Origin of the sequence: Chitinibacter sp. SCUT-21, assembly GCA_041874755.1 — a bacterium.
In the GTDB taxonomy this organism is placed as follows: Bacteria; Pseudomonadota; Gammaproteobacteria; order Burkholderiales; family Chitinibacteraceae; genus Chitinibacter.
The window spans coordinates 1,053,586-1,074,833 of record CP102611.1 but is presented as its reverse complement, the minus strand read 5'-3'; the positions used below and the strand labels follow the sequence as shown (position 1 = coordinate 1,074,833).

Below are 21,248 nucleotides of genomic sequence, written 5' to 3'. Positions count from 1 at the left end.
ATTGACTGCGATTACCCTAGTCAGAATACCAATTACCTTCTAAAACAAGAGAATCAGTCCCTTGCGTGCACACATTGCCAAGTGCCGCTTAAAATTATCTGCAAGCTGCGGTGCAGAGATTTCTGAAATGACTGGTAATCTTGAATATAAGAAGGATTTGGTAGTGGAACCACACAGCGCTAGCCATCTTGTATCAGCACAACCTACCCAAAAGCTCGGGCTGCAGGTTGCGATTAGTCTGGTGCTTGCTTATGTTTTGCTAGGGTGGTTAGGATTGTCATTAGCTATTCCACCTGGCTTTGCCAGTCCCGTCTTTCCCGCCGCAGGTTTGGCACTAGCTGCATGCCATTATTATGGACCCCGCGCCTTGCCGCTGATTTGGTTGGGTTCTTTTTTTCTGAATACTGCCGTTTCAATAAGCCATGGTACCTTTTCATCGCTATCAATCATCGTGGCCGCAGTGATTGCGCTTGGGGCGATCTTACAAGCATGGCTAGGGCAACTCCTGATCCATAGACGCCTTGGAGTGGGCGTTGAGCATTTTGATCAAGAAAAGCGGGTAGTATTATTTCTGCTCAACGGCGGGGTTGTCGCTTGCTTTCTCGCTCCGAGCATAGGGGTGGGAATTCTCAGCTATGTCGGCATTATCCCGGTCGCTAATTTTGCCTATTCTTGGTGGAATTGGTATGTCGGTGATGTGCTGGGGGTACTCATTGCCGCCCCTGTTGCGGTGGGCTTATTTCAGTGGCGGATTCCAAGTTGGCGTAAGCGGCTCAATATCATTGCCGGACCAATTGTGGGCATGTTGGTGATTGCGATTGTCACGTTTATTGCGGCAGCGAAATGGGAGCAAAATTATCAGCGTAGCAAGCTTGATGATCAGGCGCAGTATATTGCGCAAGCCATTGACCATCGTTTTATATCCCATGTTGAATTGCTGGAATCTTTAGCGCGATTGATTGAAGTATCACCAGAAATCAGTGGGCTTGAGTTTGAACACTTCACCCAAACCGCGCGGCTGACTGAGCCAGATTTTTTTGCGCTAAGCTTTAACCCGTATATCCTCCAGAAAGATCGGTTTTCCTTTGAGCAGCGGATGGGGCAGGTTTATCCCGAGCAGAAATTTGAAATTAAAGAACGCAATGCTCAACGGCAATTAGTCCGTGCGGGGGCGCGAGCGGCTTATGTTCCCATCGCCTACATCAGCCCCTTGGCCCAAAATTATCCAGCGCTCGGGTTTGATATCTATTCCGAGCCCACGCGGCGCAATGCGATACAGCGTGCGATGACTTCCCGCAAAGTGGCTGCGACGGCACCGATAAAATTGGTGCAAGATCAGCAACAACGCATTGGGGTCTTGGTGATGGCTCCTGCCTTTGAGCGGCGCAGTCGTGCTTACCCGCTGCAGGGGTTTGCAGTGGGGGTGATTCAGATCGAGCAGATGATTGAATTGGCGCTAAAAAATAAAGTAGCACCTGGTCTAGAAATTGAGTTGCTTGATCTTTCTGCTCCCCCTGAGGCGCGTTTGCTGTATCGCACGAATCAAACAACTTCGTCACCTGATTTGATATGGCGGCAAACTTTGCGCTTGGCCGATCGTGACTGGGAGTTGAAAGTGCTCCCCACTGCCGCGTATTTAGAGCAACATCGCTCTTGGTTGGCATGGACTGTAGGCGTGTTTGGCTTGCTGTTCGCGACGATGTTACAAATCATCTTGTTGGGTGTTACGGGTCGGGCATCGCTGATTGAACGTAAGGTCTTGGAGCAAACCGAGGAGATTCGCTTAGCAATGCGTGCCGCAGAAGCCGGCAATCTAGCAAAAAGCCAGTTTTTAGCGACCATGTCGCACGAAATTCGTACGCCCTTAAATGGTATTTTGGGGATGGCGCAAATGCTGCAAATGGAGCAGATCAGCGAGGCTGATCGCCGTGATTATGCGCAAACCATCGTCAATTCGGGGCAGACATTGCTTACATTGCTCAATGATGTACTCGATTTTTCGAAAATAGAAGCAGGTAAATTGCAGCTAGAAAAAACCACCCAAGATCCTGCGCGCTTATTGCGCGATATTGCACAATTGTTTGCTGAAAATGCCACGGAAAAAGGATTGCAGTTAACTGCAGAATGGGAAGGTCAAGCGCAGTTTTATCTGCTGGATTCTAATCGCATCAGACAGATGCTATCCAATTTGGTGAATAATGCGATTAAGTTCACCCCAAATGGTTCGGTGCGGCTGATTGGGCGAGAGCTTGAGCGCCAGCAGGGGCGGGCCACATTGGAGTTTAGTGTTATTGATACAGGATTGGGGCTCGATTCCGCACAACAAGCGATGTTATTTCAACCATTTACCCAAGTGGATAACTCAATCACCCGCCGTTTTGGTGGCACGGGCTTAGGCTTATCCATTGTGAGTAATTTGGCCCAATTAATGGGGGGGCGCGCAGGGGTTGAGAGTCAGCCAGGGCAGGGGGCTCGTTTTTGGTTTTGCATCCAAGCTGAGTTGGCGAGTGAAAATGGGCAGGAAAAACTCAACGCAATCCAAACTGCGCCTGAGCAAACCTTGCAGGGGAAAATTTTGGTGGTTGAGGATAATCCTGTGAATCAAAAAGTAGTGCAGGCCTTATTAGCCAAGTTAGGATTAAGCTGCCAGTTGGCCTCGAATGGGCAAGAGGGGGTTGAAGCGGTGATGCGTGATCCATCCATCGAGTTAGTCTTAATGGATGTGCATATGCCGCTACTCGATGGTCGAGAGGCCACGAAAAAAATCCGCACTTGGGAAATTCAATTCAAGCAAAAACCACGCGTCATTATTGCGCTAACCGCTGATGCCTTTGAAGCGGATCATCAATTGTGCTTGGAGGCGGGTATGAATGATTTTCTAACCAAACCGCTGAACTTCGAAACGCTGAAACGCGCATTACAGCAATGGTTGAATTCGTCGCAGAATCAGCCAAATACCATCTAGGGTATTTGGCTGGCGGCTCATATCAATATAGCTTTTGACTGTATACCCTCTATTGTGCAGGACTGGTGCAGCGGCGGTGGATTTGCTCAATCTGCTCGAGTAATTCGGCGCTCAATTCGATTTGCGCCGCGCCAATGTTTTCTTGCAACTGGACCATGCTGGTTGCGCCAATAATGCTGCTGCTGACGTACCAGCGGCTATACAGCCAAGCCAATGCCATTTGTGCGCTACTGATGCCGTGTGCGCGCGCCAATTCATGGTAAGCGGCGACGGCGGCGGGGACGTGTGGTTTTAAATAACGCACGCCAAAATTGGCAAATTGCGTCATTCGCCCAATGGCTTGTGGATTGTCGATGTATTTACCCGAGAGCAGCCCAAATGCCAGTGGACTGTAGGCCAGTAGGCTGATCTGCTCACGATGGCAGTTTTCTGTTAGCCCGTGATCGAAATTTCGATTGATCAGGTTATAGACGTTCTGAATCGACTGAATCAAGGGCAGGTTTTCACGCTCGGCCACTTTGATAAATTCCGATACGCCCCATGAGGTCTCATTGGATACGCCGACATAGCGCACCTTGCCCGCTTGCACTAAGCGATCGAGCGCGCCAAGCTGCTCGTGTATGCTGGGCGCATTGGCGTATTCTTGGCTGGGCTCGTAATAGGTTTGCCCAAACATCGGCACATGGCGCGCTGGCCAGTGTATCTGATAAAGGTCGAGATAATCGGTTTGTAGGCGTTGTAGTGAAGCATCGCAGGCGGCGATGATTTGCGCGCTGCTCAGTTGCGGTCCACCGCGAATCCAATCCATACCGCGATTGGGGCCCGCCACTTTGCTCGCCACAATTAGTTGGTCGCGCGGCTGCTGTTTAAGCCATGTGCCAATATATTGCTCTGTGAGCCCTTGGGTTTCGGCTTTGGCGGGCACCGGGTACATTTCAGCGGTGTCGATGAAGTTCACCCCGTGCGCCACAGCGTAACTGAGTTGCTCGTGTGCATCACTTTCAGAGTTTTGTTCTCCAAAAGTCATCGTGCCCAAACAGACGCGAGAAACGCGTAAATCCGAACGACCCAGTTGTGTGTATTGCATTATTTTTTCGCCTCTGCTTTAACTGGGTTCACGGTGTAACCTGCCGCGCGCAGCGAATTCAGCAGGCCATCTTCGCCAGTTAATTGTGCTGCACCAATGGTAAAGAATGATTCGCCTTTGCCCAGTGGCGTTTTGAGACGCTCAACCAGCACTTTATTGCGATTGGCTTTTAAATTGGTGCGCCACTCTTTAAACCAAGCTTGCTCGGCTTTCGCTAGCGCAATGGTTTCGAACTGGGCATACGGGTCAATTTGATTTAAATCCGACGCAATATAGGCGGCCATGTTTTTCTTGTGTGCGTTTTCCAATGCCGTATGGTGCTCAATAAAGGCGTCGATTAAGATTAGCTGGCGTTCCGGCGAGATTGACTTAAACGGATTCAATTGCTGCTCAATCGTTTCAAGTGCGAAATAAGGCTTATTGGTTTCAGTGGCATACTGGAAAACATATTCATCCATCGGGACATTTTCTTTGCCTGCCGATGGCGAGAACAGCAACATTGTTGCGGCCCATGGATGTAATTTCGCCGATACCGCAGCAGGGTAGCCACGAGAAGCTAGCAATACGCTAACCTTGGCATAGCGCTCAGCACCAAGTTGTTTTTCTAAGGTGGCCTCTTTGCTGACCATGGCTTGGGCGAGCTCAATCGACGATTGCATATCGCTGAAAAACTCAGTGCCTATGTATTTTGAGCCCAAAAGTGCGGGCTCGACTTCAGGCTTGAATTCTACATTATGGCCATCTGGCGTTTGCACCGTAGCCAGCACCCAAGATGGTGCTGCACTGGCTTTTTCAATCTTCCACAAAACCGCTTTTGGCGTGGTTTCGGCCTTTTTTTCGGCGTTGCTGGCCGAGCAACCGAGCAGTAACAAGCTAGAACAAAATAAAGCTGCAGCCGCAGAGTGAAAACGAGCAAACATATCGAGCAAACCTTCAGGCAAGGAGATACGAAAGGGCATAAGTATAACCGCGCCAATCGGTGCTGCGCAGCTTTTGTCATCCGCCGCTTTGAAGTGTGCAAACCATGACTACGCTCATGCTGGAGTTAGCGCAATCGGCTGTGCCAAAAAGAAAAAACCCTCCACTAGGGAGGGTTTGATCACAAAACTAACACAACTCTAAAGTGGTTCTTGAAGCACGCGCTTACCAGTTGGTTTCGCGCTCTGGGCTGGCGCTGATTTGGTGGATGCTCAAATCAGCGCCGTTGAACTCTTCTTCGTCCGATAAGCGAATCCCGACGGTTTTCTTCAGCACGCCGTACACGATGTAACCGCCGCCAAAGGCAATCACGACACCCATTAGCGTGCCAACGATTTGCGCAAGGATACTCACCCCACCCATGCCGCCCAAGGCAGTGCTACCAAAGATTCCGGCGGCAATACCACCCCATGCGCCACACAGACCATGCAGTGGCCACACACCGAGTACGTCGTCGATCTTCCATTTGTTTTGCGTGATCGTAAATAGATACACAAACATGCCACCAGCAATCGCACCAACGACTAGTGCGCCAAGTGGGTGCATGATGTCCGAGCCTGCACACACCGCGACCAAGCCAGCTAATGGGCCGTTATGAATAAAGCCAGGGTCATTTTTTCCCAAGATGCTGGCAGCCAAGGTGCCGCCGACCATCGCCATCAGCGAGTTCATTGCCACTAGGCCAGAAATACCTTCGATTTTTTGCGCGCTCATTACGTTAAAGCCAAACCAGCCAACGATCAAAATCCACGCGCCCAAAGCCAAGAAGGGAATGCTTGATGGTGGATGTGCCGCGATGCGGCCATCTTTATTGTAACGACCACGGCGCGCACCAAGATGGAGCACTGCAGCCAAGCCAATCCAACCCCCCACCGCGTGTACGACCACTGAGCCGGCAAAGTCGTGGAAGGTCGCACCAAAGCTGGCCTTCATCCAATCTTGTACACCAAAGTTGTTATTCCAGATCATGCCTTCAAAGAAAGGGTAGACCAGCCCGACCAAGATAAATGTGGCGGCAGTTTGCGGATGAAACTTCGCTCGCTCGGCGATGCCACCTGAAATAATCGCTGGAATCGCCGCGGCAAAGGTCACCAAGAAGAAAAACTTCACCATGCCGTAGCCGCTAGCGAGGTTAAGCTCACTCACTGGCGCCATCATATTCACACCGTAAGCCACGCTATAACCGATAAAGAAGTAGGCAATCGTTGATACGGCAAAGTCGGTGAGGATTTTAACCAGCGCATTGACCTGATTTTTCTTGCGCACCGTGCCTAGCTCTAAAAAAGCAAAGCCGGCGTGCATCGCCAAAATCATAATCGCGCCTAATAAAATAAACAGTACGTCCGTACTGGTGCGAAATGCGTCCATGTTTACTCTCGTGTGTGATCATTTTTATGGCAGGATTGTTAGCAAAGATCATGCCAATGAGCGAATGTGGTGCAAAGCAGGAAAAGCAAAGGGTTTTAGTAAAAATCTGATGCGTAAATGCTAGAAATTGGTGCGTGGGTCATTTGATGCACAGTGTTGGTGCGGGTGTTGGTAGTGGGTAAAACACCCAATAGGTATATCTTGCTAAGCCTTTTGTGAAATGACTTAGATGGCAATACAAATGCTGGGTATTAAAAAACCCGCTACCAGAGCGGGTTTTTGGTGGCGCGAAGCGTGAGATTACGCTTTTTGCGCGCGCTCGTAGCTAGTCATGATTTCAGCTTCCGCTGCAGCTTTATCGCCCCAGCCAGTTACTTTAACCCATTTGCCTTTTTCCAGATCTTTGTAGTGCTCGAAGTAGTGTTTTACTTGCGCGAGCAACAATTCTGGAATGTCTTCCAGTTTTTCGATGTGCGCGAACATTGCGCATACTTTAGGTACTGGAACCGCGATTACTTTTGCGTCCATGCCTGATTCGTCTTCCATGCCCAATACGCCAACAGCACGGCATTTGATCACCATACCTGGAGCCAATGGGAATGGGGTGTAAACCAATACGTCGACAGGATCACCATCCAATGACAGCGTGTGTGGCACAAAACCGTAGTTCATTGGGTAAGACATTGACGTGCCAACGAAACGGTCAACGATGATCGCGCCAGATTCTTTGTCGAATTCGTATTTTACTGGTGGCGCGTTCGCTGGAATTTCGATAATAACGTTGAAGTCTTCTGGCAGGTTTTTACCCGCAGCAATTTTGCTGATGTCCATGAGTTCTGATCCTGAGGGTGTTGTTTGAGGATAGGCTAGTGTTTGAAAAATCCCCGCGATTATATCGCTCAGCGCCCATTACTGATAGCGTTAGATCACTTTCTCTAAGCATTTTCATGTATTTTGCACTGCACGATGTATTGTGAAAGCAAGGCACGATATACAATCAAATCTGCCGTAAACAATGGATAGCCCACCATGAAACCCCATTACTTAGCCCCACTGTTTGACCCACGCTCGATTGCCGTGATTGGCGCCTCAGACACCGTTGGTTCGGTGGGGGAAAAAGTAATGCGTAATTTGGTCGAGTCGGGGTTTACTGGCAAAGTTTATCCGGTGAACTTGCGTAATCAAACGGTGTTTGGTTTGGCGACGGTGAAATCGATTGCCAAGGTGGGCGAGAAAGTTGACCTCGCAATCTTAACCACGCCGAGCAAAACGCTGGCTGATTTGATCGAAGGCTGTGGCAAGCAAGGCATTCGCTTTGTGATGATTATGTCGTGGGATTTTGTCGGTACCGATGCCAAGGGCAAAGTATTGCTCGATAAGATCTTGGCTAGAGCGCGGCAATTCGGCATCCGCATTCTTGGGCCTACGGCATTTGGCTTTGTGCGCGCCCCCAGCAAGTTGTTAGCCTGTAATCACCAAGGCAAGGTCAAAAACGGCAGCATGGCCTTGGTGTCGCAATCGTCTGCGGTAACGTCGGCGATTTTGGATTGGGCCGAGTCGCATGATTTGGGTTTTTCATCGGTGGTGTCCTTGGGTACGGCGGCCGATGTCGATGTCGGTGATGTGCTCGATTACTTGGTGGCAGACCCTCGCACCAAATCAATTTTGCTGTATATCGAAGATCTCAAAGACGCACGGTTATTTATGTCGGCACTGCGCGCCGCCTCGCGCTCGAAAGCGGTGTTGGCCTTAAAAGTAGGGCGTTACGACAATGAAATGCGCATCGGTCGCACGCATTCAGAGCGATTGATTGGTGGCGACGATGTGTTTGACGTCGCGCTCAAACGTGCCGGTGTCTTACGCCTGCGTTCGATCAATCAGCTCTTCACCGCTGCGCGCGTGCTAGATGGCTCGTACAAAACCAAAGGCCGTCGCTTGGCGATCATCACCAACGGGATTGGCGCGGGCATGATGGCGGTCGATCGGGCGCATGAATTGCATGTCGAGCTGCCGCGCTTAAGCGAAGACACGATCAAGCAGCTCGATGAATTATTGCCGCCACAAGCGCAGCATCATAATCCAGTCGATATTTTGGGCGATGCCGGTGCCGAGCGCTTTAAAGCCGCCACCGAAATTGTTTTGCGTGACCCTAATATTGACGGGGTTCTGGTCGTGTTTACCCCGCAGTCGGGCACCGACGATATGGCGACTGCCGAGGCGATGATCGCGTTGCGCCGCACCACAGAAAAACCAATTTTACTGTCTTGGATTGGCGGTAAAAAAGTGGAGGGTAGTCGCAAGATCTTATCTAAAGCGCAATGCGCGCACTTTAGCTCGCCCGAAAATGCGGTTGAAGTCTTTTACTCGCTCGCCTCGTGGCAGTACAACCAGCAACTCTTGCTGCAAACGCCAGCGCCGATTGGCGAGTTGGAACCACCCGATTTTGAAACTGCCCGCATGATTATCGACAGCGTGCTCGCCAGCGGGCGTACTGTGATGGACGAGGTGGAATCTAAGGCGCTGCTGCGTGCTTTCCATATTCCGGTGACGTTGACCGTGCGTGCCAAATCGGCCGACGATGCGGTCACGGCCGCGATGGGCTTGGGCTTACCTGTCGCACTCAAAATCGACGCCGAAGGTATTTTGCATAAAACCGACATCGACGGTGTCGTGCTCAATTTGGGTAGCTTGGTGCAAGTGGCATCTGAATCAAACAAAATGCTCGCGCGTGCGCAAGCGCGCTTGGGTGCCGAGAATGTCCGTGGCTTGGTGATTCAGCCTATGCACGGTAAAAAATCGGGGCGCGAATTAATGGTGGGCGTTTCGCGTGATCGCGCTTTTGGCCCAGTGATTACTTTCGGTTTTGGTGGTGTGACTGTCGAGGTATTTAACGATGTGGCAGTCTCGCTACCGCCTCTGAACGAATATCTGGCTGATAATCTGATTCGCCGCACTCGGGTGAAAAAAATGTTGGGCGCATTTCGTAATCAAGAGCCCGTTGATTTGGACGCAGTGAAAAACGTGCTGATGCGCGTGTCCGAAATGGTATGCGAATTGCCGCAAATCCAGCAGATGGACATCAACCCCTTAGTTTCGGATGAACATGGCGTGGTCGCTGTTGACGCCAAAATCATCATTGCCGCAGTACCAGAGCAAGCGCGCCGCTATAGCCACATGGCGATTCACCCCTATCCCGCGCATTTGGCCAGCCTAACGCAGCTAAAAAATGGCATGCCAATGTCGCTACGCCCGATACGCCCCGAAGATGCGGAATTGGTCGCAACTTTCGTAAGTAACTTGTCTGACGAAAGCCGTTACAACCGCTTTATGAGTACGCTAAAAACATTGCCGCAAGCTTTGCTCGCCCGATTCACCCAACTTGATTACACACGGGAAATGGCGATTGTGGCCACGGTTGAAACTGCAGGCGGGGAAATGATCATTGGCGTAGCGCGCTTTACCGCCAATCCTGACCGCGATAGTTGCGAATTTGCCGTTGTCATCGATGATCGCTGGCAAGGCAAGGGGCTTGGGGTAAGATTGATGGACGCTTTGTTTAATGCAGCACGTGATATGAATATCAAGCTCATTGAAGGTGAAGTATTAACAAGCAATAAGACTATGCTGGCCTTTATGAAACATTTAGGATTCAGTATTGGGCCTCATCCAGAAGATGATGGACTGAAATGGGTCGTTAAACCGTTAAGCTAAAAGGAGTAAGTATGACTGCAATCGTTGATATTGAAGGTGTTGGTGAAACTTACGCTGCAAAATTGAAAGAAGCAGGCGTTGCCACCGTTGAAAGCTTATTGGAAAAAGGCAATACCCCCAAAGGCCGTGATGCGCTGGCTGAGGCAACGGGTATTTCAGGTAAGCTGATTTTGAAATGGGTTAATCACGCTGATTTATTCCGCATTAAAGGCGTAGCGGGTCAATTTGCTGAATTGCTTGAGGCGGCCGGTGTCGATACGGTTGCTGAACTGGCGCGTCGTAATGCTGCAAATTTGACCGAAGCGCTGGCGAAAACCAACGAAGAGAAAAAGCTGGCAGGTTCAACGCCTAGCCTATCTCAAGTTGAGAAATGGATTGCAGAAGCCAAAGAGTTGCCGCGTGGTGTTGAATACTAATTCAATCCAAGTACCGACAAAATGCCGCCGAATTTTGGCGGTATTTTTTTGCCCAAGATGCGGATGAAGTTCGAGTCACCGTGTTGCCCCCCTATGACGGGAATTCCAAGCAGTACGCTAAGTCCCGTAAAACTTAGGTTTGCGGGGTTTTTTGTATCTTGTGCATTCTGTTTGATCTGGAAAACCTGAATGACCGCCACCTCCCATGCGCTCTAGTCTAAACACGCCACTTGATTATGAGCTTCTAGCCCTTATTTTGTTTGAAAAAGTGGTGTTTTTTGGCCCCAAATGGGGGCAGGTACGGGGGCAGGTTTGTCCCTTGCTGATAATTTTGCACACCGAAATCAGGCGTTTGTGGTTCCATTTTTTAAGCGCAAGACTGGCTGTAGAAAAAATGTTGCAGGTGTTGGATGAACAAGGCGCGGATCCAATGGCTATTGCAAGGAATGACAAATATGCTGCTCCAAACTGAGTACCTCGACCATTTTCTGTAGGCTGCTTGCCGAGTTGTTTTCAATCCAAGTTGCGTGCGCCACAACACAACATCAAGTACGCTACGCCGCAGTTATATTTCTTCGCGAGCGCAGGATCAATTAATCATCTCTTTACACAGCATTGAGGACTAGACGCATGGGCTGGAAAAGTGCCTTTCTTTTCCAAAAGCAAAGTCCAACAGAGCCTTGTTCTAGTGCGCCATAACTAAGGTAGTGAATCCCTTTCTGCCAAGATTCAGGCGCATCAATCAAAAGCTTTACAATACGGCAGTGCAGCAAGTTCATCACCCCTTGTCGCTGAAACTCTGCATGCCCCATCAGCTCTGCATAGCGAACCACATTGCCTATGCGGTGTAACCGAGCGTATGCAACAAGGCGTTGTCCTATTACTATCTTGCCTTGCTGATATCCTGCAATTGGTTTGAAAACACCGAAATACACATCCCAGTATTGATCTTCCGTTGGGCTTTCAAAATGATGAAAATCAGTTGGTGCTCCACCTAAGTCGCTCAGTTTGAGGGTAAAGGACTCGAGGACCACACCGAAAGAGCGTATTTTTTTAGATCGCCGTATATCCAGTAAATCAACTGTATGATTGGCTGCTAAAAATGGCTGAACGATAAATCCGGTTTTACGGGCCTTTTCACTCTCACGCCAAAAGTTAGCGGATTTCTTTTTGAAGATATGAACCACTTCGACTGAAGTGCCTAGCTGATTGAGTGGTAATAGCATTGCTATACCTGCTGGATCAAGAGCTGTGGGACAGGATTCGGTGTGGTGCAAGAATTGACGATAGTAACGGTTGTATCGAGAAACTAAAGGGGATGTGCTTTGAAGTCCAAGCTGAATCTCAGCACTTGGTAGTTGATCCAGTGCTGTCATTTGACTAAACATGGCCAAACGTTTTTCGCGCCGAATACGAAAAACCATAGGCTCAACTGTTTGTGCGAACCATTTGCTTATTTTTTGGCTTAAGCTGCTTTTTTGTGGCAATGGGGGTATATCCGAATAATGTTGTGGTCTGTGGTTCAGTTTATTAATGCGAAATGGAGAAGGGGGACTGGGGTACGGGTACCCCAGATCAAGCCCTGAGTCAGTAAATCTTGTTAGACTTTGAGTAAGTTAAGTATTTCTGCGGTTCTAATTTGCATAAGTTCTGGGTTTGAGCGACTTTCAACATTAAGCCGAATCACCGGCTCGGTATTGCTGCTGCGCAGATTAAAGCGCCAAGCACCAAAATCCATACTGACGCCATCGGTTTCATCCACTGATACAGCTTGGGCTTCATACGCCGCGCGCACTTTGGCAATCGCTGCTTTGGCATCAGGCACCACGCGGTTAATCTCACCGGATGACGGAAAGGCAGCAATGCGCTCGCTCACCATCGCTGAAAGTTTTTGGCCGCTACGGCTCATCAGCTCGGTCACCAATAGCCATGGAATCATGCCGCTATCGCAATAGGCAAAATCACGGAAGTAATGATGTGCGCTCATTTCACCGCCATACACCGCATCTTCTTTGCGCATGCGCTCTTTGATAAAAGCGTGACCGGTTTTACTTTGAATCGCTACGCCGCCCGCTTGCTCGACCATATTAATGGTATTCCAAGTTAGGCGTGGGTCGTGAATGATCTTTGCGCCTGGGGTATGAGCGAGAAAGGCTTTAGCTAAAAGCCCTACAATATAATACCCCTCGATAAACTCACCCGTTTCGTCAAATAGGAAGCAACGATCAAAATCGCCATCCCATGCGATACCCAGATCAGCGCCATGCGCCTTGACAGCATCAGCGGTGTCGGCGCGGTTTTCTGGTAGCAATGGGTTAGGAATGCCATTTGGGAAAGAGCCATCGGCTTCGTTATGCACTTTGATGAATTGCACTGGCACATTCGCAGCGGCAAATTCCGCTTCCAGCGCATCGACCACATGACCAGCAGCGCCATTGCCGGCATTCAGTACAATCTTCAGAGGTTTAAGCGCAGTAATGTCGATGTAGCCCAACAAATGCTGCACATAGTCAGCCAAAATTGATTGCTGGCTTAAGCTGCCACGCGTAGTTACCACAGGGAAGCTGTTTTCTTCGGCCAGACGCTGAATATCATGCAGGCCAGTATCGCCACTGATCGGCACCGCACCGCGCTTCACCAACTTCATACCGTTGTAATCCATCGGATTATGGCTGGCAGTGACTTCGATTCCGCCATCGACATCGAGGTGGAATGCGGCGAAGTAGACTTCCTCAGTACCCGTCATTCCGATATCGATTACATCGCAACCGGCATCCATCAGGCCATTGGCCAGCGCCATTTTCAGCGACTCGGAAGTCAGGCGCACATCGCCACCGACGACCATACGTTTGGGCTTTAAAAATTCGCCATAGGCGCGGCCAATGCGGTAAGCAATGTCTTCGTTCAGCTCGGTGCCTAGTTGGCCACGGATGTCATAGGCTTTAAAACAAGTGAGTTTAGTCATGGTCGATTAAGTGTTAGATTCGAAATAAGCTCGGGAATGGTAATGCACACTAGCGTCAGTCAAAACATCGGCAGGCTGCTGCCAACGATACTGATCGTGCTGTTCACCCAGTGGCAATTGCAATTGATCAGCAGTGAGGCGCAGGCGGTAAGCCAGCACCACATAATGCGTGCCAAATCCATCTAGACGGCCTGCATTGGTATCGTAGAAGTGCTCATACACACCCAACCATTCACCGGCAGAACGCGGTAAGGCAATGCCGATTTCTGCTTGGGTTAAGCGGCGAAAAGCATCATCCAAGCGCTCGTTTTTCAGCACACGGCCACCGGGCACAAACCAAAATCCACCTGCTGGCTCGTTGCGGCGAAAACCGAGTAGGATTTCCCCTGCCTGATTTTCAATAATCAGATCAATCGATACCAACGGTGCATTTTGCACCACCTGCATAAAATCAGAAAAAGCCAGCGGCTGCTGGCTTGTTGGGTTGGACATATTTACTTCCCTACCCGACCGTAAGTATCTTCAAAGCGCACAATATCATCCTCGCCCAGATAGCTACCGGATTGCACTTCGATCATTTCCAGCGGGAATTTACCCGGGTTTTCTAAACGATGTGTCGCGCCGATTGGAATATACGTCGATTGGTTTTCAGTAAGCAGTAGTGTTTGGTCACCATTCACCACGCGCGCAGTGCCATTGACCACAATCCAATGCTCGGCACGGTGGTAGTGCATTTGCAGGCTGAGTGATGCGCCGGGATTCACGACAATTCGTTTCACCTGAAAGCGAGAGCCCGAATCAATCCCTTCGTAGCTGCCCCAAGGGCGATACACCTTGCGGTGGGTCACAGATTCGCTACGCCCAGCGGCATGTAGGCGATTGACAATGTTTTTAACGTCTTGCACTTTGTCTTTGTGCGCCACCAAAATTGCATCTGCGGTTTCAACAACGACGAGGTTTTCAACGCCTAGGGCAGCAATCATGCGGTTTTCACTGCGCAAATAGCTATTTTTAACACCCTCAACCATTACATCACCAACGATATTATTGCCATCGGCATCCGCTTGGCTTACCTCCGCTAGCGCTGTCCATGAGCCAATATCATTCCAGCCCAAGCCTGCCGCCGCGATCACCGCCGCGTGGGCGGTATGCTCCATCACTGCATAGTCGATCGAATCCGATGGGCAATCTGCAAATTCATCGTGGCCTAAGCGGACAAAATCCAGATCGCGCTGCGAAGCGGCCACCGCAGCTTTGACTTGCTCCAGCATTTTGGGCTGATATTGTGCCAGCTCGTGCAGATACACATCGGCGCGGAACATAAACATGCCGCTATTCCAGTAGTAATCGCCACTAGCTAAAAACTCGGCCGCTTTTTCGGCGTTTGGCTTTTCTACAAACGCCGACACTTCAAATGAGGTGTTGCTCTCAGATAAAGACACACCACGGCGAATATAGCCATACCCCGTATGCGGCTCGGTAGGCGCAATACCAAAGGTCACCAATTTGCCGTGCGCCGCTACAGTGGCGGCCTGCAACACCAGTTGCTGAAACACATCGCCATGGGTAATCACATGATCGGATGGCAACACCATCAGCACTGCATCAGGGTTGTTTTCCAATGCGATCACTGCCGCCGCCGCCACCGCAGGCGCGGTATTGCGGCCCATCGGCTCCAGCACAATTTTGGCTTTGGCTACGCCAGCAGCACGCAATTGCTCGGCCACCAAAAAGCGCTGTTCATTATTACTAATCAGCAACGGCGCCGCCACATCAGGCAGGCCCTTGAGCCGTGTAGCCGTTTGCTGCAGCAGGCTTTCATCGCCATACAAATTAAGAAACTGCTTAGGATAGCCACCGCGAGACAGAGGCCACATGCGGGTACCAGAGCCGCCGCATAGAATTACGGGAGTAATGGTCACTTTTCTATCCTCTCATTAGTTGTGGCCTGAAATTCTTGATATGCAATGGCCAGGCCTTGAGCAAACGGCATTTTTCCCTTCCAGCCAATTGCATGCAATTTGCTTACATCTTGCAATTTGCGCATCGTGCCGTCAGGTTTGGTCGCGTCAAATTTCAATTCGCCCTTGAAACCAACAACTTCGCAAATCGTTTGCGCCAATTCACGGATCGTCATGTCTTCACCTACGCCAATATTCACTAGAGGCGGTTGCTTGTCGCTTAATAGCGTTTCATATTGCTCTACCGGTAGATTGGCAAGGTAAACGCAGGCATTGGCCATGTCTTCGCAATACAAAAATTCGCGGCGCGGTGTGCCGCTGCCCCACACCATCATTTCTTTGGCGCCGCTGATTTTCGCTTCGTGTGCTTTGCGAATCAGCGCCGGGATCACATGGCTGTTTTCGGGGTGGTAGTTGTCACCAGGTCCGTACAGATTAGTAGGCATTACGGCGATGTATTTGGTGCCGTATTGGCGGTTGTAGCTCCAGCACATTTCAATACCGGCAATCTTGGCCAGCGCATAGGGCTGATTAGTTTGCTCTAGCGGGCCGGTGAGTAGGTATTCTTCTTTAATCGGCTGCGGGCATTCTTTGGGGTATATGCAGCTAGAGCCTAAAAACATTAAGCGGTCAACGCCATACTGATGGGCAGCATGGATAACATTATTTTGAATCATTAGATTCTGGTAAATAAATTCGCCACGATAGACATTATTGGCGTGTATGCCACCCACTTTGGCTGCGGCTAAAAATACATGCTGCGGTTTTTCGGTGGCAAAAAATTCATTTACTGCGGCCTGATTGGTGAGATCTAGCTCGGCATGAGTGCGAGTAACAATATTGTGAAAACCCAGCTTATTGAGCTCGCGCACGATTGCGCCGCCAACCATGCCACGGTGGCCAGCTACATAAATTTTGTCTTCAGGGCGAATATATGACATCGACTTTATTCCTGTATTCAGGGGCACAAATTAATAGGGCACCGCTAAGGTGCCCTGTGCTTGAGCGTGTGCTTAGCGTTCGGTACTGACCGAAACATCATAGCCATGGTGCTTCAGCAGCGCGTGCTGCTTGGCTTGTTGCAAGTCATAGGCCACCATTTCTGCACACATTTCTTGTACGGTAATTTCTGGTGTCCAGCCTAATTTCTCTTTGGCTTTGGCTGGGTCGCCCAATAGTGTTTCGACTTCTGCTGGGCGGAAGTAGCGTGGGTCAATGCGCACAATCACATCACCCTCTTTCAATGCAGGCGCATTGTCGCCGGTAATGCTTTTCACCGTGCCGACTTCATCCACACCCGTGCCTGTAAACTCAACTTCAACGCCCAAATGCTCGGCTGACCATTGAATAAATTGACGCACGCTGTATTGCACGCCGGTGGCAATCACGAAATCATCAGGCTGATCTTGTTGCAACATCATCCATTGCATGCGTACGTAATCTTTGGCATGACCCCAGTCGCGTAATGAGTCGATATTGCCCATGTACAGGCATTTCTCGAGACCCTGGGCAATATTAGCCAAGCCGCGGGTGATCTTCCGGGTTACAAATGTCTCGCCACGGCGTGGTGATTCGTGGTTAAACAAAATACCGTTACACGCATACATGCCATACGCTTCGCGGTAATTTACTGTGATCCAGTAGGCGTACATTTTGGCCACGGCATACGGACTGCGCGGGTGGAATGGTGTGGTTTCTTTTTGTGGGATTTCTTGCACCAAGCCATACAACTCAGACGTTGATGCTTGGTAAAAACGGGTTTTCTTTTCCAGGCCCAAAAAGCGAATCGCTTCGAGTAAACGCAATGTGCCAATCGCATCAACATCAGCGGTGTATTCTGGCGATTCAAAGCTCACCGCTACATGCGATTGCGCACCGAGGTTGTACACCTCATCAGGCTGTACTTCTTGCAAAATGCGCGTCAGATTAGATGTATCGGTCAAATCACCATAGTGTAATTTAAACTTAGGGTTATTATTGTGTGGATCTTCGTAAATATGGTCTACGCGCTGGGTATTGAATGAAGATGCGCGGCGTTTAATGCCATGCACTTCATAGCCTTTTTCAAGTAAAAACTCGGCCAAATATGAGCCATCTTGACCTGTAATTCCGGTAATAAGTGCCTTCTTCATTTAGTGCAGCCTCATTGTGTGAAGTGGTTTTAAATATGCTGTTTTTTGGGGGGCTACAAAATAGCTAGGTCTTGGTGAGTAGCCTTAATTTTAAAGGTGAATATATATTTATTTTCATGTATTGAAGGGGTTAACTTTTTAAATGATCGAACATAATTAAATCGATAACCTCGGCCAGTTCTTCGACTTTTAAATCGGTAGTCTGATTATTACGAGTTTGATGGTTAGTCCAAATAAAATATTCTGTCGTGCCATCAGGCTCACCGACTTGCTGATACAAAGCAGGAATAATCGGAACGTGATCGCCGTACCAGCACATTACAGTCGGCCTCGCCAGACGTGCTAGTGTGGTTTTGAGTTCTATGAGCATTTGATTGGCGTTGCGTAAATGTCGCAGATAGATTGTTAGCTCATCACAGAAACTAGGCATCCTATTCATATATAATTTTTCAGCATCAGTTACATTGACCCGCTCTAAATGCAAAGGCCCATGATTTTCCATTGTGATAACGAAAATAAATAGTGGTTCATTTGCCGTAGCCAATAATTCATCTATCTTCTTCGCTACTGCCAAATCAGACACATAGGGCATACCCTGTGGAGCATCGAATGCAGATACATCAATAAATTCATCAAAACCCAGCAAAGGATAAATGATATTTCGGCGATAAAACGTTGCTGGATAAGGATGAATACAAACGGTTTTGTATCCTTGTGTGCGCATCCTCAAAGCAATCGAATCTTGATTCTTCGCAGCAAATCGACGATAAGGATTAAATTGATGTACTCCTAAGCTTTCAGGGGAACGACCAGATAAAAAGGCAAATTCAGTACGCACTGTATTCGCTCCCCAGGCTGGCACCTTGAGTCGGCCACTGAAACATGCTTCTGTACAGAGCGCGTCAAACGCATTCAAAATTTCAGGTTTAATTTGAGGTACGAGGCGACGAATGTCAAAAAAAGATTCGCTTTGAATTACCAGCAAATGGGGTGATGTGCTCAGTGGTGTGCTGTGAATGGTGGTGTAAGAGGTACCACTGGGGAGGTCGCGATTCTCAGCCCAGCGATAAGAAATCAAGCTCGCGAACAAACCCAATTTGCTCACATCAACAGCAGGGTTTAATGTGATTTCCATATCGTTTCGCGAAATAAAAAAAAGACAAGAAAAGACCGTGGATGTAATAAAAATTATAAGATATGAAAATTGAATAAAACTGAAATTGTTTAACAATGAAGGTTCAATTAATATTCCTGCAGAAATTAACGTAGAGAAAATTAATATGCCGAGAAGGGTCTTGCTAATGCCAAAAAATGGAATATAAAGCCTTGGATGTTTAATTAGATCCGCAAAGTATTCGAAATCTTGGTAAATAAATGGCTCGCGCAGCATCGCCTGTTTGGTATTGCTAATCACAATGAGCAGCAAAAAAATCGCGCAAGCCAAAAGAGAGGCAAACCATGGGCGTTGAAACAATATCAATTCAAAGCAAAAAATGAGCAGCCAACCACATACGTGGAGTAAATTTGCTTTCCATGGCCGACGCCAAGCAGGGCTTGCACCCTGAAGCAATATAGGTTCCAAAATGAATGAAGCAATTAAGCCCACAAAAACCGATAATAAAATTAAATAAGCAAGATCAAACACGATAGCCCGTTAAGCGTAACATCCATTGAGAAACTGCAGATGGCAATACCGCTAGCCACCAAGATCCATAATTCAGCGGGAATGGGAAGCTAATTCGTGCACAATCGCGGGCCAATTTCCGCTTGATATATTTAGCAGCACGCTGCGGCGACCAAACAAAAGGCTTTGGGCCATGCATCGCATCACACATTGGTGATGATACGTAGCCCGGCATAATCACATTCACCCGAATTCCCTCGCCTGATAGCAATGCACGTAAACCCTCACCATAAGCCTTAATCGCCGCCTTACTGGCACAGTAGCTTGGGGTCATCGGCAAGCCATAGTACGCTGCTAATGAGCTAACCAAGGCAATCTGACCTGATTTACGCTGCCGCATAGACGGTAAAACAGCATTTACTAATGCAAAAGTCGAGCGAACATTTAGATTCAACAGCGCATCCATCTCAGTCCAAAGCTCACCCTCAAGCTGATTAGAAACATTAATATTCATCCCTGCATTGGCAATCACTAAATCTGGAGGCGTCGTTTGGCAATAGTCATGCAACCACAAACGCAAACCATCCACATCAAGTAGGTTAATCGGCTTCACCGTTACCGATGCCCCTAGTGCACGGCAACGCCTAGCAACAGATTCCAGTTGCGTTATCTTTTGCCCTAGCAAACACAGAGAAACACCAGGGGCTGCATAAGCTTCCGCCAGTGCACCACCAATCGCACCTGATGCGCCTGTAATGAGAATATGTTGCTGCATTAGGATTGCTCAATCGCCGCAATATTGATGAGCTCGTTCGTGCTCGAATGCACTGTGTTTGGTGTTACGTTGACACGCGGCGAATTTGCAGATATTGGAAATCTTTGCAAAAGATCGGTAAGTGGCGATACATCAGACTGCAATGCGTACATGCTATTTTCAACCGCCATAGTAATTCCTTCATTACAGTAAAATCCGCCATTTACTTGTGTGGCATGGATAACTGTATTGCGGAAGAAATAGCTCAAATCCCGATCAACTGGCTGGATGTTGCTCCAAAAATGATCTAATCCACCTTGAAATGTCAGTCCTGGTAAATTGTAAATTGGGTTGCTTAAGGTGATAGTTGGACAACCTAAATGAATCGCTAGTCCCCCCACTGTGCTATTGACTGTGACCAAGCCTTTTGCATTCAATAGCAGTGTATTTAGATCCCCTGATTCTAAATATTCAACTCGCCCAGCCAAATCAAACTCGCCGCTTAACTGATTAATATGCCGAGCGTAATTCACCAAGCCGGTATCCAAAGGATGATTCTTAATCACCAAGAGAGACTCGCTGGGCGCATGCAAGGCAAACGATTGCATAACAAATCTTAGAACCTGCTGCATATCACTAAACTGGGAATACTCACGAATTTGAGTATCGCTATTGAGCTGTAAAGGCAAAACATAGTAAGTTTTTTTCTGTGTGGCTAAGCGCTGTATCAATTCCTGATCTGCTTGTTTGCAAAGAAATACTGAAGCTACGCGCCGTAAATAAGCCGCATACTCAATCGGCGCAGTCACTGGCGCATGAGTGCGATAACCCGAATAAAACAAGGGATTCCATATGCCCGCGACATGATAGGTAATATCATGAATTGCCCGCATACTAAATGCTGAGCGAAAAGCTTGACCATCGGCATAGTCAGGCAAGCTTGCTCCAACTTCACGATACCAGTCGGGATCTTTTGGTAGTAAAGAGCGTGCATTGACACCCTCTCGTTCCAATGTCACCCAATAAGGGCGGAAATAGCCTTCTTCAAATACATGGACGCGCAAGCCATTGCGTTGTGCGCTCGCCACCGCAGGTACATGCACAGGCCGGCGATCCCCAAACAACACCAGATCCGTAATACCCCATTGCTGATATTTCTCAGTTATAAACGAATCAAGATACTGCGTCGATCCACGATACGAGCACGCGCCTGAGCCCGACCAATACAAAGCATCACCCGCGTTAAAATTAATTTTACGCACCTCATGACCATCTGCGCGTAAACGT

Annotated in this window: 17 protein-coding genes; 4 read left to right on the top strand and 13 right to left on the bottom strand. The window is 48.8% G+C overall.

Annotation, left to right across the window (positions count from 1 at the left end):
* Nucleotides 1-127: 127 nt before the first annotated feature.
* On the top strand, nt 128-2,965 hold the full coding sequence (locus NT239_04930; protein XGA72192.1) for a CHASE domain-containing protein: 2,838 nt from the start codon (nt 128-130) through the stop codon (nt 2,963-2,965).
* A 49-nt stretch (nt 2,966-3,014) separates the two neighbouring features.
* Here NT239_04930 and NT239_04925 read toward each other — a convergent pair whose 3' ends face one another.
* The 4 genes from NT239_04925 to ppa all read right to left on the bottom strand — a co-directional run bounded on the left by NT239_04925 (nt 3,015) and on the right by ppa (nt 7,229).
* On the bottom strand, nt 3,015-4,052 hold the full coding sequence (locus NT239_04925) for an aldo/keto reductase (GenBank protein ID XGA72191.1): 1,038 nt from the start codon (nt 4,050-4,052) through the stop codon (nt 3,015-3,017).
* The gene (locus tag NT239_04920) at nt 4,052-5,011 is read right to left on the bottom strand and encodes a TraB/GumN family protein (GenBank protein XGA72190.1); all 960 of its coding nucleotides are present in this window, start codon (nt 5,009-5,011) and stop codon (nt 4,052-4,054) included. Before NT239_04920 ends, NT239_04925 begins: the two co-directional genes overlap by 1 nt.
* 184 nt (nt 5,012-5,195) lie before the next feature.
* Nucleotides 5,196-6,398, bottom strand: a complete 1,203-nt coding sequence (locus tag NT239_04915; protein ID XGA72189.1) for an ammonium transporter — start codon at nt 6,396-6,398, stop codon at nt 5,196-5,198.
* A gap of 300 nt (nt 6,399-6,698) precedes the next feature.
* The gene (ppa, locus tag NT239_04910) at nt 6,699-7,229 is read right to left on the bottom strand and encodes an inorganic diphosphatase (GenBank protein XGA72188.1); all 531 of its coding nucleotides are present in this window, start codon (nt 7,227-7,229) and stop codon (nt 6,699-6,701) included.
* A 198-nt stretch (nt 7,230-7,427) separates the two neighbouring features.
* Here ppa and NT239_04905 point away from each other — a divergent pair, with 198 nt between their 5' ends.
* The 3 genes from NT239_04905 (at nt 7,428) to NT239_04895 (ending at nt 10,997) form a co-directional block, all read left to right on the top strand.
* The gene (locus NT239_04905) at nt 7,428-10,109 is read left to right on the top strand and encodes a bifunctional acetate--CoA ligase family protein/GNAT family N-acetyltransferase (protein XGA72187.1); all 2,682 of its coding nucleotides are present in this window, start codon (nt 7,428-7,430) and stop codon (nt 10,107-10,109) included.
* An 11-nt stretch (nt 10,110-10,120) separates the two neighbouring features.
* Nucleotides 10,121-10,525 carry a DUF4332 domain-containing protein gene (locus tag NT239_04900; GenBank protein ID XGA72186.1) on the top strand — a complete coding sequence of 135 codons (405 nt, stop codon included), beginning with the start codon at nt 10,121-10,123 and terminating at the stop codon, nt 10,523-10,525.
* A gap of 205 nt (nt 10,526-10,730) precedes the next feature.
* Complete coding sequence (locus tag NT239_04895) at nt 10,731-10,997, top strand: hypothetical protein (protein XGA72185.1); 267 nt, start codon at nt 10,731-10,733, stop codon at nt 10,995-10,997.
* A gap of 133 nt (nt 10,998-11,130) precedes the next feature.
* On the opposite strand, the gene NT239_04890 is transcribed toward NT239_04895, so the two are convergent.
* The 9 genes from NT239_04890 to NT239_04850 all read right to left on the bottom strand — a co-directional run bounded on the left by NT239_04890 (nt 11,131) and on the right by NT239_04850 (nt 21,085).
* Nucleotides 11,131-12,012, bottom strand: a complete 882-nt coding sequence (locus NT239_04890; protein XGA72184.1) for a hypothetical protein — start codon at nt 12,010-12,012, stop codon at nt 11,131-11,133.
* 113 nt (nt 12,013-12,125) lie between these two features.
* On the bottom strand, nt 12,126-13,490 hold the full coding sequence (locus tag NT239_04885) for a phosphomannomutase CpsG (protein XGA72183.1): 1,365 nt from the start codon (nt 13,488-13,490) through the stop codon (nt 12,126-12,128).
* A gap of 6 nt (nt 13,491-13,496) precedes the next feature.
* Entirely contained in the window at nt 13,497-13,982 is a 486-nt protein-coding gene (locus NT239_04880) for a GDP-mannose mannosyl hydrolase (GenBank protein XGA72182.1), read from the bottom strand.
* A 2-nt stretch (nt 13,983-13,984) separates the two neighbouring features.
* A complete protein-coding gene (locus tag NT239_04875; protein ID XGA72181.1) occupies nt 13,985-15,412 on the bottom strand; it encodes a mannose-1-phosphate guanylyltransferase/mannose-6-phosphate isomerase in 1,428 nt (475 codons plus the stop codon).
* Nucleotides 15,409-16,392, bottom strand: coding sequence for a GDP-L-fucose synthase (locus NT239_04870; GenBank protein XGA72180.1), 984 nt, complete (start codon nt 16,390-16,392; stop codon nt 15,409-15,411). The genes NT239_04875 and NT239_04870 overlap by 4 nt, the downstream gene beginning before the upstream one ends.
* A gap of 72 nt (nt 16,393-16,464) precedes the next feature.
* A complete protein-coding gene (gene gmd, locus NT239_04865) occupies nt 16,465-17,583 on the bottom strand; it encodes a GDP-mannose 4,6-dehydratase (GenBank protein XGA72179.1) in 1,119 nt (372 codons plus the stop codon).
* Nucleotides 17,584-17,713: 130 nt separating this feature from the next.
* Nucleotides 17,714-19,228: an LTA synthase family protein gene (locus NT239_04860; protein XGA72178.1), complete on the bottom strand. Its 1,515-nt coding sequence runs from the start codon at nt 19,226-19,228 to the stop codon at nt 17,714-17,716.
* Entirely contained in the window at nt 19,221-19,982 is a 762-nt protein-coding gene (locus tag NT239_04855; protein XGA72177.1) for an SDR family NAD(P)-dependent oxidoreductase, read from the bottom strand. The genes NT239_04860 and NT239_04855 overlap by 8 nt, the downstream gene beginning before the upstream one ends.
* Complete coding sequence (locus NT239_04850; GenBank protein ID XGA72176.1) at nt 19,982-21,085, bottom strand: capsular biosynthesis protein; 1,104 nt, start codon at nt 21,083-21,085, stop codon at nt 19,982-19,984. Before NT239_04850 ends, NT239_04855 begins: the two co-directional genes overlap by 1 nt.
* Nucleotides 21,086-21,248: the final 163 nt, after the last annotated feature.